17 protein-coding genes and 1 pseudogene are annotated in these 12,838 nt (G+C 60.1%); 13 read left to right on the forward strand and 5 right to left on the reverse strand.

Translation table 11 applies throughout. The features are described from left to right. Positions 1–203 precede the first annotated feature (203 nt). Both rhtA and GSM73_RS14265 read left to right on the forward strand, forming a co-directional pair. Positions 204–1,091 carry a threonine/homoserine exporter RhtA gene (rhtA, locus tag GSM73_RS14260; protein WP_047228299.1) on the forward strand — a complete coding sequence of 296 codons (888 nt, stop codon included), beginning with the start codon at positions 204–206 and terminating at the stop codon, positions 1,089–1,091. Between the two features lie 166 nt (positions 1,092–1,257). After that, on the forward strand, positions 1,258–1,539 hold the full coding sequence (locus GSM73_RS14265) for a hypothetical protein (RefSeq protein ID WP_047228298.1): 282 nt from the start codon (positions 1,258–1,260) through the stop codon (positions 1,537–1,539). A gap of 8 nt (positions 1,540–1,547) precedes the next feature. On the opposite strand, the gene GSM73_RS14270 is transcribed toward GSM73_RS14265, so the two are convergent. Next, on the reverse strand, positions 1,548–2,117 hold the full coding sequence (locus tag GSM73_RS14270) for a TetR/AcrR family transcriptional regulator (RefSeq protein WP_047228297.1): 570 nt from the start codon (positions 2,115–2,117) through the stop codon (positions 1,548–1,550). A 90-nt stretch (positions 2,118–2,207) separates the two neighbouring features. Here GSM73_RS14270 and GSM73_RS14275 point away from each other — a divergent pair, with 90 nt between their 5' ends. Both GSM73_RS14275 and GSM73_RS14280 read left to right on the forward strand, forming a co-directional pair. Beyond that, a complete protein-coding gene (locus GSM73_RS14275) occupies positions 2,208–2,936 on the forward strand; it encodes an SDR family oxidoreductase (RefSeq protein ID WP_160893023.1) in 729 nt (242 codons plus the stop codon). A 35-nt stretch (positions 2,937–2,971) separates the two neighbouring features. Then, positions 2,972–3,562 (forward strand): 2-hydroxychromene-2-carboxylate isomerase, encoded by a 591-nt coding sequence (locus GSM73_RS14280; RefSeq protein ID WP_107322054.1) that lies wholly within the window; start codon positions 2,972–2,974, stop codon positions 3,560–3,562. A gap of 9 nt (positions 3,563–3,571) precedes the next feature. Here the strand turns inward: GSM73_RS14280 and GSM73_RS14285 are convergent, their stop codons facing one another. From GSM73_RS14285 to GSM73_RS14300, 4 genes are all read right to left on the reverse strand, one after another. After that, the gene (locus tag GSM73_RS14285; protein WP_047228294.1) at positions 3,572–5,380 is read right to left on the reverse strand and encodes an aminopeptidase P family protein; all 1,809 of its coding nucleotides are present in this window, start codon (positions 5,378–5,380) and stop codon (positions 3,572–3,574) included. 109 nt (positions 5,381–5,489) lie between these two features. Next, positions 5,490–6,104, reverse strand: a complete 615-nt coding sequence (locus tag GSM73_RS14290; RefSeq protein ID WP_047228293.1) for a LysE family translocator — start codon at positions 6,102–6,104, stop codon at positions 5,490–5,492. 101 nt (positions 6,105–6,205) lie between these two features. Beyond that, on the reverse strand, positions 6,206–6,451 hold the full coding sequence (locus GSM73_RS14295; protein ID WP_160893025.1) for a hypothetical protein: 246 nt from the start codon (positions 6,449–6,451) through the stop codon (positions 6,206–6,208). 136 nt (positions 6,452–6,587) lie between these two features. After that, positions 6,588–6,953: an antibiotic biosynthesis monooxygenase gene (locus GSM73_RS14300; protein WP_047228291.1), complete on the reverse strand. Its 366-nt coding sequence runs from the start codon at positions 6,951–6,953 to the stop codon at positions 6,588–6,590. 96 nt (positions 6,954–7,049) lie between these two features. On the opposite strand from GSM73_RS14300, the gene soxR reads away from it, so the two are divergent. From soxR to GSM73_RS27340, 9 genes and pseudogenes are all read left to right on the forward strand, one after another. After that, complete coding sequence (gene soxR / locus GSM73_RS14305; protein ID WP_047228307.1) at positions 7,050–7,502, forward strand: redox-sensitive transcriptional activator SoxR; 453 nt, start codon at positions 7,050–7,052, stop codon at positions 7,500–7,502. Positions 7,503–7,607: 105 nt separating this feature from the next. Further along, positions 7,608–8,069, forward strand: coding sequence for a VOC family protein (locus GSM73_RS14310; RefSeq protein WP_047228290.1), 462 nt, complete (start codon positions 7,608–7,610; stop codon positions 8,067–8,069). Positions 8,070–8,345: 276 nt separating this feature from the next. Beyond that, positions 8,346–9,560 carry a PepSY domain-containing protein gene (locus tag GSM73_RS14315; RefSeq protein ID WP_160893027.1) on the forward strand — a complete coding sequence of 405 codons (1,215 nt, stop codon included), beginning with the start codon at positions 8,346–8,348 and terminating at the stop codon, positions 9,558–9,560. After that, complete coding sequence (locus tag GSM73_RS14320) at positions 9,557–10,096, forward strand: hypothetical protein (protein ID WP_047228288.1); 540 nt, start codon at positions 9,557–9,559, stop codon at positions 10,094–10,096. The genes GSM73_RS14315 and GSM73_RS14320 overlap by 4 nt, the downstream gene beginning before the upstream one ends. Next, a complete protein-coding gene (locus GSM73_RS14325) occupies positions 10,093–10,419 on the forward strand; it encodes a hypothetical protein (RefSeq protein WP_160893029.1) in 327 nt (108 codons plus the stop codon). The genes GSM73_RS14320 and GSM73_RS14325 overlap by 4 nt, the downstream gene beginning before the upstream one ends. Then, entirely contained in the window at positions 10,416–10,991 is a 576-nt protein-coding gene (locus GSM73_RS14330) for a DUF6162 family protein (RefSeq protein ID WP_107322052.1), read from the forward strand. The genes GSM73_RS14325 and GSM73_RS14330 overlap by 4 nt, the downstream gene beginning before the upstream one ends. A 35-nt stretch (positions 10,992–11,026) precedes the next feature. Next, positions 11,027–11,953, forward strand: a complete 927-nt coding sequence (locus GSM73_RS14335; RefSeq protein ID WP_047228285.1) for a metal ABC transporter substrate-binding protein — start codon at positions 11,027–11,029, stop codon at positions 11,951–11,953. Further along, the gene (locus tag GSM73_RS14340) at positions 11,950–12,702 is read left to right on the forward strand and encodes a metal ABC transporter ATP-binding protein (protein WP_047228284.1); all 753 of its coding nucleotides are present in this window, start codon (positions 11,950–11,952) and stop codon (positions 12,700–12,702) included. The genes GSM73_RS14335 and GSM73_RS14340 overlap by 4 nt, the downstream gene beginning before the upstream one ends. Beyond that, positions 12,702–12,838, forward strand: a pseudogene (locus tag GSM73_RS27340) (metal ABC transporter permease); the annotation flags it as partial. The gene GSM73_RS14340 and the pseudogene GSM73_RS27340, both read left to right, overlap by 1 nt.

A 12,838-nucleotide genomic window follows, 5' to 3' on the forward strand; every position in this document is an offset into this window, starting at 1 on the left:
AAGGAGTTTTTCGTTTCGACTGCGCCGGAAGTGGGGCGAATTATAGACGTCCAGAATTTGCCGTCAACCCTTAATTTGATTTTTCTATCCAGCCAGAAGCACCTCGCTGAAATCCTCCTTATATATAGACGGAATCGCTGCGATTGCGCAGTATATTGCGCAAACCAGCCTTCCCCCGCTTTTATCTTGGACGACGCTTAGCAATGACTCTCCCACATCGCAGCCTGGCAACCACTCTTTACCCGGTCGCCCTTCTATTGATTGCCATGGCATCCATCCAGTCGGGAGCTTCACTTGCCAAAAGCATGTTCCCGGTTGTGGGCGCACAAGGCACCACGACGCTGCGGCTTATCTTTGCCAGCCTCATCATGCTGTTGTTGCTGCGACCATGGCGCGCCAAGCTCTCAGCTCAATCCCTGCGCACCGTGATCGTCTACGGGATGGCGTTGGGCGGCATGAACTTTCTTTTCTATATGTCGCTGCAAACGGTTCCGCTGGGAATTGCCGTGGCACTGGAATTTACCGGCCCTCTGGCGGTTGCCATTTACGCTTCGCGGCGAGCCATCGATTTTCTCTGGATTGCCCTGGCGATCACCGGCCTGCTTCTATTGATACCCACCGGAGTCACCAGCAGCGGTATCGACCTGGTCGGTGCCGGTTATGCCCTGGGGGCGGGATTCTGCTGGGCACTGTACATCCTGTTTGGCCAGAAGGCCGGCGCGGACAACGGCGTGCAAACCGCCGCACTGGGGGTAATGATCGCGGCCCTCTTCGTCGCGCCTATCGGCATCGTCCACGCAGGGGCCGCATTACTGACGCCGAGCCTGATTCCGATCGCCATTGGCGTCGCCATTCTGTCCACTGCCCTGCCCTACACGCTGGAGATGATCTCCCTCACACGGATGCCAGCCCGTACTTTCGGCACACTCATGAGCATAGAACCTGCCTTCGGTGCGCTCTCAGGACTGGTGTTTCTTCAGGAGTACTTATCCCTGGCTCAATGGGCCGCCATTGGCTGCATTATCCTGGCGTCAGTCGGCGCAACGCTGACGATGGGTAGCGCCGCGAAGCCCGCCATCGCGGTTGATTGAGGCAGGATTTAACGAAGCTCTGGTATTTACCGCACATTTAGGCCATGTTTAGCCCGTAACCTAATGTCAGACATGGAATTTTCATACAGGACGTCACGAACGCTTAAAGCAAAAGCGAACACAATCGCAAGCAGACATAAGATCCGCGGCGGTGATAAGGACGGGAATGAAACGAATTTTGATATTGATCGTTGTGCTTGCAATTGCGGGCTGCGCAGCGACAACAAAGACTGAAGTCAAACGCGGTAAAAAGGGTTTGCACATCAACTGCTCCGGCTTGTCCTCGTCCTGGGAACAATGCGCCGCCAGCGCCGCCAATTCATGCGCCCCCAAAGGTTACAGGGTGATCGCAAAGTCGGGCGACGCTGTCGAGGAGCCGGGGGATTATCCTTTCGGACTCAACCCCGCCGGCTATACCAGTCGCAGCATGATCGTCATCTGTAAATAGGCAGCGGGTCAGTCGGGCCGCTGCTGGGCTATTCGACGACTGATCTCATCATGACTGGACTTGAGGACCTCACGCTGGATCTCTGGCGTGGCCAGCATGCGGGCGACAACCAACGCGCCCACGCATTGCGACAGAATGGCCCAAGACAGGCTTTCGCTTCCCAATATCCGCGCCCAGCTTTCATGCAAACGACAGATCCATGTTTGCGCCGCCTCCCTCACCTGCACATCGGACCGCGCGATCTCAGCGCCCAGCACCGGCAGCGCACACCCCGCCTCCGGCTGTTCGACGTGGCTCATGCTCAGGTACTGCTTGAGACATCGCTCCAGTTTTTGTGAGTCCAGAACCTTCTCACCGCTCAAGCGCTCCAGGCTTTGCGCCAACTCTCGCTCGACGATCGCCTTGAAAAGCTCATCCTTGGATGAGAAGTGACTGTAGAACGCCCCGCCGCTCAAGCCGATCGCCTTCATCAGGCCATCGACACCGACAGTGGAAAACCCCGATTTCTTGGCGGACATGGCACTGCTGGCGAGCAGTTTCTCTCGGGTCTCCAATTTGTGATTGGCTGAATAACGCATATATCTGGCCTCTGATTGCCCACCTTGACGCTTGCCGGATCTTAGCATAACGTCCGTTTAGCTAACGATCGTTTACCAATGAGGCTAATCATGAATAACAAGAAGGTCGTACTGGTTGTTGGCGCAGGCGATGCCACCGGAGGCGCAATAGCCAAACGTTTTGCGCAGGAAGGTTTCGTGGCCTGTGTTACCCGCCGCAGCGCTGACAAACTCGCGCCATTGGTCGATTCAATTCGGGCTCAGGGCGGTGATGCGCATGGTTTTGCCTGTGACGCGCGCAAGGAAGACGAGGTGGTCGCGCTGATCGAGCAAATCGAAAGCCAGATCGGTCCGATTGAAGCCTTTGTATTCAACATCGGCGCCAACGTGCCCTGCAGCATCCTTGAAGAGACCGCGCGCAAATATTTCAAGATTTGGGAGATGGCCTGTTTTTCCGGTTTCCTCAATGCTCGGGAAGTGGGCAAACGCATGGCCTCGCGCCAGCGCGGAACGATTCTGTTCACCGGGGCCACGGCGGGACTGCGCGGGGCTTCAGGGTTCGCCGCCTTCGCAGGGGCCAAACATGGCATTCGCGCATTGGCCCAAAGCATGGCCCGTGAACTGGGGCCGATGAATATTCATGTGGCCCATGTGGTGGTGGACGGCGCCATCGACACCGACTTCATTCGCGATAACTTTCCGGAAAAATATGCAACCAAGGATGCGGACGGCATTCTCAATCCCGAACACATCGCCGACAACTATTGGTATCTGCACGCCCAACCCCGCGACGCCTGGACCTTCGAGCTGGACCTGCGGCCCTGGAGCGAACGCTGGTAAACCGCCCCCCTCACAATAACAAGAGCGCAGATACCATGAGCAAATCCGTGGAGTTTTTCTTCGACCTCGGCAGCCCGACCACCTACCTGGCCTATACCCAACTACCGACCCTGTGCGCGCAAACCAACAGTCAGTTGATCTACCGTCCGATGCTGCTTGGCGGCGTCTTCAAGGCGACCGGCAATGCGTCACCGGTTACCGTGCCGGCCAAGGGGCCTTATCTATTCAAGGATTTGAATCGCTTCGCCAACCGCTACGGCGTTGACTTCAAGCTCAATCCGCACTTCCCGATCAATACGCTGTTACTGATGCGCGCCGTGACCGGCATGCAACTGCACCATCCCGAACGATTCGAGGCCTTCATCGATTGCCTGTTTCGCGCCCTGTGGGTGGACGGCCGCAATCTCAACGACTCGGCAACAGTCGCGGAGGTGTTGAACCAGGGCCATTTTGATCCCGATCATGTGCTGGCCCTGACGAGCAACGAGCAGGTCAAGGAATCACTCAAGATCACCACCGAAGAAGCGATTAAACGGGGCGTGTTCGGCGCCCCGAGCATGTTCGTCGGCGACGAGCTGTTCTTCGGCCAGGATCGGCTGGACTTCGTCCGTGAAGCCCTGGGCTGATGCCTTACGTCAGATCGCCTGCGTCCGCGTGTTCAGCCATTGCAGCGCGTCGCCTTCCAGCAACGGGCTCAATCGACGCTGAACCTCGGCATGGTAGGCGTTGAACCAGTCTTTTTCGTCCTGGGTCAGCAAGGACGGCTCCAGGCAACGCGTGTCGATCGGGCACAGGGTCAGGGTTTCGAACTCGAGGAAGTCGCCGAACTCGCTGCTCCCCGCCTCGCGATTCAACACCAGGTTCTCGATGCGTACCCCCCAACGGCCCGGACGATAAGTGCCCGGTTCGATAGAGGTGATCATGCCCGCCTGCATCGCTGTTTGCGGCGCGGCGGCGGCCTGATAGGCAATCACCTGCGGGCCTTCATGAACGTTGAGAAAGTAACCGACGCCGTGGCCAGTGCCATGACCGTAGTCCACCTGCTCGGCCCAGATCGGCGCGCGAGCGATGGCGTCCAGCAAGGGCGACAGAATGCCCCGGGGGAATTTGGCGCGAGACAAGGCAATCACGCCCTTGAGCACGCGAGTGCAATCCCGCTTCTGCTCCACGGTAGGCGTTCCGACTGGCACCATACGGGTGATATCGGTGGTACCACCCAGGTATTGGCCGCCAGAATCGATCAGCAGCAAGCCATCGCCCTCGATGACCGCGTGGGCTTGCTCCGTGGCGTGGTAATGGGGCATCGCGCCGTTGGCGTTGAACGCGGCAATGGTATTGAAGCTCAGTGAGACAAATTCCGGCCGGCGTGTACGGGCGGCGGTCAGGTGCTCATCGATGGTCAGTTCGGTAATGCGCTCGCGACCCCAGGCGCTTTCCAGCCAGGCAAAGAACTCGCAAAGCGCCGCACCGTCCTGCTCCATGGCCCGACGAATGTGCTCGGCGTCGGCCAGGCTTTTGCGAGACTTGGCCAGCGTCGTAGGGTTGAGTCCCTCGACCAGCTTCACGCCACTGTCCAGATTATCCAGCAAACCGACCGTGACCCGCGCCGGATCGATCTGCAGGCTCGCGCCACTGGGCACTTCCCGTAATGCGGCCGCCGCTTCGCTGTAATCACGCAGGGTCACGCCGTCCTGTTCAAGAACGGCACGCAGCGACGCATCGACCTTATCCAGGGCCACGAACAGCGTTGCCTGTTGCTGGCTGATCAAGGCAAAGGAAACGAATACCGGGTTGAACGACACATCCGCACCGCGCAAGTTGAACAGCCAGGCGATGTCATCCAGCGTGGCGATGAAATGCCACTGGGCACCGCGCTCCTTGAGGGTTTCCCGCAGCTTGGCGAGTTTCTCGACCCGGCTGACGGTCGCCTGCGGCGGCAGATGGGCATAAACCGGTTGGCTCGGCAGGCTTGGGCGGTCGCTCCAGGCCTCCTTGAGCAGATCCATGTCGGTGCGCAACCGCGCCCCGCGTGCCTGAAGCTTGTCGCTCAGGGTCCGGGCCGAGGCCACAGCCATGACCGCGCCATCAACCGCCACCGCTGCGCCTTCAGGCGTCTGTTCGGCCAGCCAATCCAGCGGGCCAGCCTGACCGGGAATGAGCTTGACCAGTTCAATACCGCTGCCTTCAAGCTCCTTGGTGGCCTGCTCCCAATAACGGCTGTCCGCCCAGACGCCCGCGAAGTCCGCCGTGACGATCAGAGTCCCAACCGAGCCATGAAACCCCGACAGCCATTGCCGTCCTTGCCAATAGCCCGGCAGGTATTCCGACAGATGCGGGTCGGCCGATGGCACCAGCAATGCGTGAATGCCTTCGCGATTCATCAATTGGCGGATTCGGGCCAGGCGCTGGGGAACCAGTCCATGGGTCAAAGGCTCGGTACTCATCGTTTCTCCTGCTCGTAAAATAGTGTTGTTCGCTTGCACCAAGGGCTCTGGATATCAACCACAGCGACTGATCAGCGAGCTTAACAGGCATCCGCCCCAAGCTCAGCCCTTAGCCGATGCTTTCGAGCAGCAACGGATACAACGAGGCGACCAATAACAGCGCCATCCCCCAGTTGAACAGGCGCAGCCAGCGACGATCACGCAAAAGATTGCGTAACAGGCTGCCGCACACCACCCACAGGCTTACGCTCGGCAGGTTGATCAGGGCAAACACCGCGGCGATAACCACCACATTGAAGAAATAACCTTGAAGCGGCGTGTAGGTGCTGATGGCGCCGATGGCCATGATCCAGGCCTTGGGATTGACCCACTGAAACGCCGCCGCGCCCCAATAGCTGATGGGCGTGCTGTCCCCTGGCCGGTTTTCAGAGACCGGCCCGGAGTGGGCGATTTTCCACGCCAGGTACAACAGGTAGGTCGCACCCACGTAGCGCAGTACGGTGTAGAGCAGAGGGTAGGTCTGGAACACCGCGCCCAGGCCAAGCCCCACCGCCAGCACCAGGGAAAAGAAGCCGCAGGTGATGCCCAGCATGTGAGGAATCGTGCGGTTGAAACCGAAATTGACGCCCGAGGCCAGCAACATGGTGTTGTTGGGACCGGGGGTGATCGAGGTCACCAGGGCAAACAGGGCGAAGCCCAGCAACAGGTCAAGCGAAAGGGTCATGGCAGGCATATCCAATGGGACGGTCAGTCAAGTCATGACCCTACCCCACGTCCTGAGCCAAACCCATGGACAGTTAGGCAAAACTTCGAGCAGTACAGTCCTCAGCTCGGCCGCCCAGACCGCTTCATGGCTCGCTCGGCGCTCATTTGCCCCTGGTCGTCGAATCCCACGTTTTTCTGCGAAGGACCGAGCAACTCGGCTTTTTTCGCGTGATATTCCTCAAACGACAGGCCCCGGCGATTCAAGGCTTCAAGGGCCAGTTCACGGGTTTCTTCGGCGGTGTAGGGGCGCAACTCCGGCGACGAAGAGGCGCAGCCGCTCAACACAGTGGCCGTTAACAGCAGCAAACAGCAAAAGTCCGATTCATGGCAAGTATCCAATGTTCTGAAGTGGGGCGATGAACAAAGGCTACCCGCCGCCTTCACGCGGCAGAAATCAACCCGTTTGATAGTGGGTATTGCTGGCTCGGATCGTCCGCTGCGCTTAACCGACCAACTGGCAATGCAGGGCGTTGTCGGCACTGCGTTCGATGTTGCGCAACACCTGGAACGAGCCGAATGTCACGGCCTTGGCCCTGTGGGCCTGGATCAGCCGCCAGAAATCCTGCTCACCACGCTCGAAACTCTGAAACGCCGCTTCGCCCGCCTCGCGGTTTTGCCAATGCAAATAGTTGAGAACCCGTCGTCCGTCCTCGCTGACCTGGATACTGGCACTCAGAAATCCTGCATGCCCCCGGGCCAGCCGCTCGGTCTGCTCTGACAGGGCCGTCACCAGCGCCTGTTGCCATTGAGGTTCGATGTCGAACTCCATCAACTGGGTAAAACTCTGATTGTTCCTTGGTGATTGCATGAAAGGTCCTCGCTGTACGTAGGGCGGATCTTGCGGTCCGATGGCGTGCAGGGTAAAACCTCTAGTTAACTCAAGGTCAAGCAGAGAATGCAGGCGATGACACAGATAAACGTCCACAAGGAACTCACCGTCGGCCAAGTGGCCGCCCGCAGTGGCGTGGCCGTCACCGCCCTGCACTTCTATGAATCCAAGGGGCTGATCAAAAGTAATCGTAACCAGGGCAACCAACGCCGCTATCCACGGGAAGTGTTGCGACGTGTGGCGCTGATCAAGGTCGCCCAAGGCCTTGGCATTCCGTTGGCCGAAATCGGCAGCGCCTTGAAAACCTTGCCCGACGACCGCGCCCCAACGGCGAACGACTGGAAGATCCTCTCAGCCCAGTGGAGCCGCGAGCTGGATCAGCGCATCAACCACTTGATGGCGCTGCGCGATCGACTCAACGGCTGCATCGGTTGCGGCTGCCTGTCGATGGAAGGTTGCCCGCTGCGTAACCAGGGCGATGTGTTGGGCAAGCGCGGGCCGGGAGCGCATCTGCTGGACACGCCGTGAAACGTTCGTCGGGTCATGCGCCGCCCCCAAGTCGCTGTCCTATAGTGGATGGGCGCAAATCGGCGAGGCCCTCTTCGCCTCCCCATAACAACAAGGAGAAACGTCATGGGTGTCAAAGCCATTCCTGAAGGTTTCCATAGCATCACGCCCTACCTGGGCATTCAAAAAGCCGCTGAAGCCATCGAGTTCTACAAAAAAGCCTTCAATGCCACCGAGGTCATGCGCCTGGACATGCCGGACGGGGGCGTCGGTCATGCCGAGCTGCGGATTGGCGATTGCCCGATCATGCTCGGCACGCCTTGTGATCAAGGGCCGTTGCGTAACCCCGAACAATCGGTGCCGGTAGGCCTGCATCTCTATGTCGAAGATGTGGACAAAGCATTCGCCCAAGCGATTGCCGCTGGTGGCACGGTGATTTCCGAGGTCAAGGATCAGTTCTATGGTGATCGCAGCGGCACCTTGAAAGACCCCTTTGGGCATGTGTGGTTTCTGGCTACGCACAAGGAGGATCTGACTCAGGAACAGATTGAACAGCGGGCCAGGGAGATGTTTCAACAGCAGGGCTGACGGCCAACCTGCTCTTGTGGCGAGGGGCCCCATCCCCTTGCCGCAGTTTTTTTACATTTCCGCCCAGCCGATTTGCTGGAGCCAGGATGGGAAATACATCCGGTTCGCAAACGCGAAACATTTTCTTTCATCTTTCGCTTCAGGATTTCCATTGCTCGTTCGTCTTAATTAGATGCAGCAGGTCGCGTCGGCAAAAGCCACGACCGGCTTTTCAGGGTTCAGGGGATTACGAAGCCCGTAATACCGAGCCTTTCATCGAATCAAGACGTTCAAACCATGTCGAAGAAATCCCGCTCCAAACTCTGGTTTCTGGTTCATAGCTGGCTGGCACTGCCCATCTGGTTTTTCGTCCTCATCGTTTGCGTCACCGGCACGCTGGCGGTGGTCAGCCAGGAGATCGTCTGGCTGGTCAATCCCGAGATGCGCGCCAGCAAACCCTCGGACGACGCAGCGCTGCTCAGCTACGACCAGGTCGTCGCCGCCATCAAGCAAGCCCAGCCGCAAACCCAGGTGCAGAGCATCGTACGCCCGGATGAGTCGCATTTTGCCCTGGAGGTCGGCGTGACCTACCCCGACGGGCGCCCCGACAAGATCTACGTCAACCCATACAGCGGCATCGTCCAGGGCTCGGCGCCGACGTTCAATTTCAGAGGTTTTACCCGTGCCCTGCATGGCTGGTGGCTGGTACCGTTCACCAATGGTTACAGCTGGGGATGGTACCTGGTGTCACTCCTCGGCCTGCCGCTGCTGGCATCCCTGGTGACCGGGCTGGTGGTCTACAAGCGTTTCTGGAAGGGTTTTTTCCGTCCGACCCTGCGGATCCGCCACGGCGCACGCATTTTCTGGGGCGATTTCCACAGGCTCAGCGGCATCTGGTCGATCTGGTTCATCGCGGTCATTTCCATTACCGGCACCTGGTTCCTGATCGAGGCGTTGCTGTCGGACAACCAGATTTCCATTTCCAGCGCACCGGTCATTCCGGTGGTATCACGTGAAAGTGTCCCGCTGTCAGCCGACGGTACCGCGCCATCACAACTGACCCTGGACCGCGCGATTGAAATCGCCCGCCAGCAAATCCCTGGCCTGGAAACCAGCTTCGTCAGCCTGCCCGGCAACGCTTACAGCCACTTGGAAATCGGTGGACGCGGTTGGTATCCGCTGATGTTCCAGACCGCCACCATCAATCCCTATAACGGTGAGGTCGCCGCCTCGCGACTGCTGTCGGACCGCACAGCGCTGGAATTCGTCACCGAATCCATGCGCCCATTGCACACCGGGGACTTCGGCGGCCTCTGGATCAAGCTCATCTGGTTCTTCTTCGGTTTGATCATGAGCATGATGGTCCTCAGCGGGCTGCTGATCTGGACCAAACGCACCGCCCTGGCCACCGCGAATGCCTTCAAGCGCAGCCAAAAACCTTCCCGGCAAGCTCGAACTGCGCCGTTGTTGCAGCCGTCCATCCACCGTGAATCGCCGGAGGGCAACCTGTGACCCCGTCCACCACCGCGCAGCCATCGCGTCTAAGTGTGTTCTGGCAAAAATGGCGCTTTCACCTCAACGTACTGCTATTGCTGATCCCACTGGGTTTCATGCCCAAGTACTTCTCCGAAGCCGCGTTGTTCCGCGGTGATGCCGGGCTGGGTGAGCGGGAGGTCGGTGAAGTCCAGGTCGGCCCCTGGAGCCTGCGCCTTGCAGAGTTTCGCGACGAAGCGCCACGCCTCGATGGACCGGCAGGCCATATGAAGCACTTCAACGCCGCGCTGTGCCAAAGCTGCATCAGCCAGGTCAAGGCTACTTATCTGCGTATCGGCAAACCTCGCAGCCTGCGGGCCGCCGGGGTGATTTTCTTCGGCTCGCCCTATCGCATGGGCGCCTTGTTGCCGGTGCCGCAAAAGACCCGGCTCGACGCCGAACTGTGGATCACCCTTGAAGGCTGGGACGGCTCGATGCACCAGGCTTCCATACCCCTGAGCCAGGCCTCGCCGGCCACCATCGCCTGGCTGAAAACCCAAGGAGCCCAACCATGACTGCCCGCGGCTATCTCAACAGCCTGGTGCTGCTGCTCTGCGCAGGTGCCAGCAGCAACGCCCTGGCCCATAACCCGATGTGTGAATGCAAGGCCATCGACGCTGAGCAGATCCAGTGCACCGGCGGTTTTTCCGACGGCAGTGGCGCGCCCGGCGTGACCCTGGATGTGATCGGCTACGACGAAACCATCCTGGTGCCGGGCAAGCTTGGCGCCGATTCAACGCTGACATTCAAGAAGCCCAACACCGAATTCTACGTACTCTTCGACGCCGGCCCCGGCCACGTGGTGGAAATCGACCAAGCCGATATCGAGGCCCCATGAGCAATCCCACCACCCAAGTGATCCGCCCCGCCGGCGCCGGCCATGAAACCCTGTATGTGTTGCTGCTGTGCCTGATCATCATTCTGGTGGCCGGATCGGTGGTGGCCTGGCACGGCGAAACCCATGACGTCAGCGAGGTGCCTGCCCATCAAGTTGACGCCCGCCGCGATCTCAGCGCTGCCGAGCAAGGCATCTATGCCGACCTGCGGGTGACCCTGGATGAGATCCGTCTGCTACGCGAAGAGCAACAGTCCCTGCCCACCCCGCAAATCCTGGCCGAAGAGGGCTTTGCCCCGTTCGCTCAGGATGCCAGTTCCGTCAGCCGAGGCGGACATGTCTGGCAGCAGGTGGAGAACCGGGCCTACTTCGGCGCCAGTGCAAATCCATCCGTCGCCGGTTCATTTCTGATGCGCATCGGCGAAGCATCCGACGCCGCCCCGGACATCTGGCTCAATCGCGGCAACAGCGTCGCCGTCTCCAGCGATCTGGACGACACCGCTTTGTCCGCCGCCGGCTGGAAGCAGATCGTCGCGCAGTTCGACGCCGGCGTAACCCGCCAGCACCGGCACTGACCCCACGTCCTCATTCGAGAGAAGACCGTTTGCCCATGTCTATTGCATTTCAACGCCGCCCTTTGCTGGGCCTGCTGATCGGCCTGCTCGCCTGTCTGTTCACACCACTGGCCAGCGCCGAAGCGGCCAAGCGCCTGCGTATTGGCATCACCCTGCATCCTTATTACAGCTACGTGGCCAACATCGTCGGCGACAAGGCCGAAGTGGTGCCGCTGATCCCGGCCGGCTTCAACCCCCACGCCTACGAACCTCGTGCCGAGGACATCAAGCGCATCAGTGGGCTCGATGTGATCGTGCTCAACGGTGTGGGTCATGACGATTTCGCCGACCGGATGATCGCCGCCAGCGAAACCCCGAACGTGAACGTGATCGAAGCCAATGAAAACGTACCGCTGCTGGCTGCCACCGGGATCGCCGCCCGGGGCGCCGGCAAGGTCGTGAACCCGCATACCTTCCTGTCCATCAGCGCCTCCATTGCCCAGGTCAATAACATCGCCCGGGAGCTGGGCAAGCTTGATCCGGACAACGCCAAGGCATACACCCAGAACGCCCGCGCCTATGGCAAGCGTCTGCGACAAATGCGTGCCGCGGCCCTGGCAAAGTTGACCCAGGCCCCCAATGCCGAGTTGCGGGTCGCCACGGTCCACGCCGCCTACGATTACCTGCTGCGCGAATTCGGCCTGGAGGTCACCGCCGTGGTCGAGCCGGCCCATGGCATCGAGCCAAGCCCGAGCCAGTTGAAGAAGACCATCGACCAACTGCGCGAACTGGACGTGAAAGTGATCTTCTCGGAGATGGACTTTCCGTCCACCTACGTCGACACCATCCAGCGTGAGTCGGGGGTGAAACTGTACCCGCTCTCGCACATTTCCTACGGCGACTACAGCGCCGAGAAGTACGAAAAGGAAATGACCGGCAACCTCGACACCGTGGTCCGGGCCATTCAGGAGTCCGGCGCATGACTGTCCAGGAAACGCTCACCTTGCAACACGTCGGCCCCTTGATCGAGTTCGACGATGTCAGCCTGAACCTGGGCCGCACCACGATTCTCGACGCCGTGGCCTTCCAGGTGCAGCCGGGCAGCATTCATGCGCTGGTGGGTCCGAACGGCGGAGGCAAGAGTTCGCTGATCAAGACCTTGCTCGGGCAGATGCCCCACCAGGGACGCTTGAGCCTGCAATGGCCGGGTGAGCCCGGTGTCATCGGCTATGTGCCCCAAGCCTTGGAATTCGACCGCGGCCTGCCTATGACCGTGGATGATTTCATGGCAGCGATGTGCCAACGCCGGCCGGCCTTTCTCGGCCTGAGCAAGCATTACGTCGGCGCTATCGGCCAGGCCCTGGAACGGGTCGGCATGCAGGACAAACGCAAGCGTCGCATGGGCGCGCTGTCCGGCGGTGAACGCCAGCGGGTGTTGTTGGCCCAGGGGCTGATTCCTGCGCCGCAACTGCTGGTGCTGGATGAACCGATGTCGGCGCTGGACGAGGCCGGCATCCAGGTGTTTGAACACCTGCTGCGAGACTGGCGCCAGGCCGGCATCACGGTGCTGTGGATCGAACATGACCTGGAAGCCGTCGGGCGCCTGGCTGACCGCGTCACCGGCCTGAACCGCCGCGTGCTGTTCGATGGCCCGCCGCGTCAGACCCTGACGCCGGAGCGCTTGCTGACGCTGTTTTCCACCCATCCACGCCCGAACGGGAGCGCCGCCTGATGAGTTACGAAGCCTTTCGTTTGATGGTCCAGGGTTGGGCGTCGTCCGGCTATCTGCCCGAAGCGCTGGCTTACGGGTTTGTGGTCAATGCGTTGCTGGCCGGGCTGCTGATCGGCCCGGTGCTGGGTGGCCTCGG

Source organism: Pseudomonas sp. PICF6 (assembly GCF_009831705.1).
GTDB classification, from domain to species: Bacteria; Pseudomonadota; Gammaproteobacteria; order Pseudomonadales; family Pseudomonadaceae; genus Aquipseudomonas; species Aquipseudomonas rhizophila.

Coding starts and splice junctions, on each gene's coding strand:
- GSM73_RS14315 (WP_160893027.1), top strand. CDS start 8,346: ATGTCGAAGAAATCCCGCTCCAAACTCTGGTTTCTGGTTCATAGCTGG.
- GSM73_RS14310 (WP_047228290.1), top strand. CDS start 7,608: ATGGGTGTCAAAGCCATTCCTGAAGGTTTCCATAGCATCACGCCCTAC.
- GSM73_RS14330 (WP_107322052.1), top strand. CDS start 10,416: ATGAGCAATCCCACCACCCAAGTGATCCGCCCCGCCGGCGCCGGCCAT.
- soxR (WP_047228307.1), top strand. CDS start 7,050: ATGACACAGATAAACGTCCACAAGGAACTCACCGTCGGCCAAGTGGCC.
- GSM73_RS14325 (WP_160893029.1), top strand. CDS start 10,093: ATGACTGCCCGCGGCTATCTCAACAGCCTGGTGCTGCTGCTCTGCGCA.
- GSM73_RS14290 (WP_047228293.1), bottom strand. CDS start 6,104: ATGACCCTTTCGCTTGACCTGTTGCTGGGCTTCGCCCTGTTTGCCCTG.
- GSM73_RS14265 (WP_047228298.1), top strand. CDS start 1,258: ATGAAACGAATTTTGATATTGATCGTTGTGCTTGCAATTGCGGGCTGC.
- GSM73_RS14275 (WP_160893023.1), top strand. CDS start 2,208: ATGAATAACAAGAAGGTCGTACTGGTTGTTGGCGCAGGCGATGCCACC.
- rhtA (WP_047228299.1), top strand. CDS start 204: ATGACTCTCCCACATCGCAGCCTGGCAACCACTCTTTACCCGGTCGCC.
- GSM73_RS14270 (WP_047228297.1), bottom strand. CDS start 2,117: ATGCGTTATTCAGCCAATCACAAATTGGAGACCCGAGAGAAACTGCTC.
- GSM73_RS14340 (WP_047228284.1), top strand. CDS start 11,950: ATGACTGTCCAGGAAACGCTCACCTTGCAACACGTCGGCCCCTTGATC.
- GSM73_RS14300 (WP_047228291.1), bottom strand. CDS start 6,953: ATGCAATCACCAAGGAACAATCAGAGTTTTACCCAGTTGATGGAGTTC.
- GSM73_RS14335 (WP_047228285.1), top strand. CDS start 11,027: ATGTCTATTGCATTTCAACGCCGCCCTTTGCTGGGCCTGCTGATCGGC.
- GSM73_RS14280 (WP_107322054.1), top strand. CDS start 2,972: ATGAGCAAATCCGTGGAGTTTTTCTTCGACCTCGGCAGCCCGACCACC.
- GSM73_RS14285 (WP_047228294.1), bottom strand. CDS start 5,380: ATGAGTACCGAGCCTTTGACCCATGGACTGGTTCCCCAGCGCCTGGCC.